This is a genomic window from Mesorhizobium sp. M7A.F.Ca.US.006.04.2.1 (assembly GCF_004022915.1).
Taxonomy (GTDB): domain Bacteria; phylum Pseudomonadota; class Alphaproteobacteria; order Rhizobiales; family Rhizobiaceae; genus Mesorhizobium; species Mesorhizobium ciceri.
Map to the genome: position 1 here is coordinate 1 of NZ_RZQA01000889.1, position 2,492 is coordinate 2,492.

At 63.5% G+C, this 2,492-nt stretch carries 3 protein-coding genes and 1 pseudogene; 2 read left to right on the forward strand and 2 right to left on the reverse strand.

All coding sequences use genetic code 11. The features are described 5' to 3' along the window. The first annotated feature begins 17 nt into the window (after positions 1–17). Both EN925_RS31725 and EN925_RS31730 read left to right on the forward strand, forming a co-directional pair. Positions 18–1,028 (forward strand): YcjF family protein, encoded by a 1,011-nt coding sequence (locus tag EN925_RS31725; protein WP_245487374.1) that lies wholly within the window; start codon positions 18–20, stop codon positions 1,026–1,028. 135 nt (positions 1,029–1,163) lie between these two features. Then, positions 1,164–1,718, forward strand: a complete 555-nt coding sequence (locus EN925_RS31730; protein ID WP_013531866.1) for a hypothetical protein — start codon at positions 1,164–1,166, stop codon at positions 1,716–1,718. A 95-nt stretch (positions 1,719–1,813) separates the two neighbouring features. Here the strand turns inward: EN925_RS31730 and EN925_RS31735 are convergent, their stop codons facing one another. Further along, the gene (locus EN925_RS31735) at positions 1,814–2,080 is read right to left on the reverse strand and encodes a hypothetical protein (RefSeq protein ID WP_013531867.1); all 267 of its coding nucleotides are present in this window, start codon (positions 2,078–2,080) and stop codon (positions 1,814–1,816) included. A gap of 182 nt (positions 2,081–2,262) precedes the next feature. Then, positions 2,263–2,492, reverse strand: a pseudogene (locus EN925_RS31740) (MFS transporter); the annotation flags it as partial.

The window sequence follows — 2,492 nt, forward strand, 5'->3', positions numbered from 1 at the left end:
CCCCTGAGCCGCGCAACATCCAGGCCGACACCCAGCGCAAACCCCGCGCGATGAAAACCCATGTCGCGATGGTCATTCCGGCGAAAGTCGATGTCTTCGACGAGCCCGACATCATTGCCGCGGAGCCGCCACCAGCCGTCGCCCCCAGGAAACGCTCGCTGCTCGGCAGCATCTTCTTCGGCGCCTTCGGCGTGCTGGTTTCGCTGGCGGTCGGCCTGTGGACCGACCAGCTCATACGCGACCTCTTTGCGCGCGCTGAGTGGCTGGGCTGGCTGGCCGCCGGCATGGCCGCCATCGCCGTGCTGGCGCTTGTGGTGATCCTGATTCGCGAATTCCTGGCGATCGCCCGCCTCGCCGAGGTCGAAAAGCTGCAGAAGCGGGCGCTCGATGCGATCGCCCGCGACGATCCCAAGGCGGCACGATCGGTCGTCGACGAATTGTCGGCCTTTGTCTCGGCCAAACCCGAGACCGCGGCCGGCCGGCGCGCGCTGGCCGAATTGCGCGGCGAAATCATCGACGGCGGCAATCTCGTGCGCCTGGCGGAGGCTGAAATTCTCGGACCACTCGATGCCAGAGCGAAAGTGATGATTCTCGAAGCTGCCAAACGCGTCTCGCTGGTGACGGCGGTCAGTCCACGCGCACTGGTCGATGTTGCCTATGTCGTGTTCGAGGCCGGGCGGCTCATTCGGCGCCTGTCGGAACTCTATGGCGGACGGCCGGGAACGCTGGGTTTCTTCCGCCTGGCGCGCAGCGTTCTGGCGCATCTGGCGGTCACCGGTTCGATCGCGGTCGGCGACAGTGTCGTCCAGCAGATCGTTGGCCACGGCCTGGCCGCGCGTCTTTCGGCCAAGCTTGGCGAGGGCGTCGTCAACGGCATGATGACGGCGCGCATCGGCATCGCCGCGATGGAGACGGCTCGACCCCTGCCCTTCAGCGCCGCCAAACGTCCCGGATTGGGCGACTTCCTCTCGGCGCTGACATCGTTCGCAACCAGGAAAGACGGTGCAACGACCCCCTCCGGCAAGTGAGCCGGGCTGGAGTGTCCGGGCATTCGGAATCGTTACCGGACTGCTCTGCGGCGGCCCCGCGGTGACGAAGCATTAACCAATCTTGTTCATGGTCAGACCGGTTCCAAACAGCATCTTTGTTGCCGGGTGTCGTCGATGAAAAGCGTAATTCTATCCAGCGTCCTGTCCCTGGCAACGGTGATTACGACAGTCGTCGGCATTGCCGGAGTGGCCTCTGCGGCGGAGCCGGACAAGCAGTTCTTCCAGTCTGCCGAAGGCAAGTGGATCGGTCCCGGCGAAATCGTCGCCGGCAAGTACAAGGGCACCAAGTTCAACTGCAGCTTCACCGGCTCGACGCCCGACGGCAAGGTCGGCATGTCGCTCGACGGCGGCTGCCGGGTCGGTGTGTTCACCCAGCCAATGTCGGCCAAAATCGAGCGCAAGGGCCGCGAGGGCTACAAGGGCAGCTTCATGGGTGGCGCGACCGGTTCCGGCCTCGACATCATCGGCGGCAACGTCGTCGATCCCCGCAAGGTGGTCTTCACCATCAACCGCAACCAGCTGCGCGGCGTCATGCAGGCTCGCATCCCTGACGACAATTCGATGACGGTGACTATCGCCGTGCGCGTCAACGACCAATTGGTGCCGGTGATCGGCATGAGCCTGAAGCGGGTCGACGCGGTCGAAGTCGGCTCCATCGCGCCGAACTGAAAAAACCAAGGAAAAAGGCGGCGACCCAACGGTCACCGCCCTCTCACTTGAGCCCATCGAATCAGGCGCTTAGGCCTTGATCTCAAATCAGGGTGTCAGCCCTTGATCGCGGCCGTCACTTCGTCATAGGCCTTGCAGGCGTCGGCCAATGTCGTGGCGCCCTGATACTTGGTTGTCACCGCCTGGACCTTGGCGGTCAGATCAGCCGCCTTGGCCGGGTCCTTGGTGATCGCCTCCTGAAGTGCTGCAGCCATGTCCTGCGCCTTCTTGGTCGCGATCTCCGCCGTGCACTCAGGCGCCTTCGAGCAAGCCGAACCGGCAAGCACCGCCAGGCCGACGGCAACAAACAAAAACTTCTTCATGTCAGTCATCTCCTCAAAAAGGGCGCGACTTGATCGTCGATCACCCTCCAATGGCCGAAGCCGAGCGTCCTTAGCCTTCGATTGCGGCAAGATGCAACGTGTTCCCGGCCTCAACTTGTGTATCGCGCCTGCAACATCGCTGGCGGCAGGATTTGAGGCTACTGTATCGGCGGCTGCAAAGTTCAGCTGCGAGGCTGCAGCAGCGCCAAGACAGCGGTCGATGCGGCAAGGATAGCAGTCAGAGTCAAAGGCCCAGTCGCGCCATAGGTGTCCACGACATAGCCGCCGACAACCGCGCCGATGGTGATGGCAATTTGGAAAGAGGTGACCATCAGGCTGCCCGCTGCCTCCAGCGCATCAGGCGCCGCGCGCGACATATTGGTCGGCAGCACCACCGGCGCCATGCCAAAGG

Bases quoted from the DNA above. Each gene is read 5' to 3' on its own strand.
- EN925_RS31730 (WP_013531866.1), top strand. From the start codon at position 1,164: ATGAAAAGCGTAATTCTATCCAGCGTCCTGTCCCTGGCAACGGTGATT.
- EN925_RS31735 (WP_013531867.1), bottom strand. From the start codon at position 2,080: ATGAAGAAGTTTTTGTTTGTTGCCGTCGGCCTGGCGGTGCTTGCCGGT.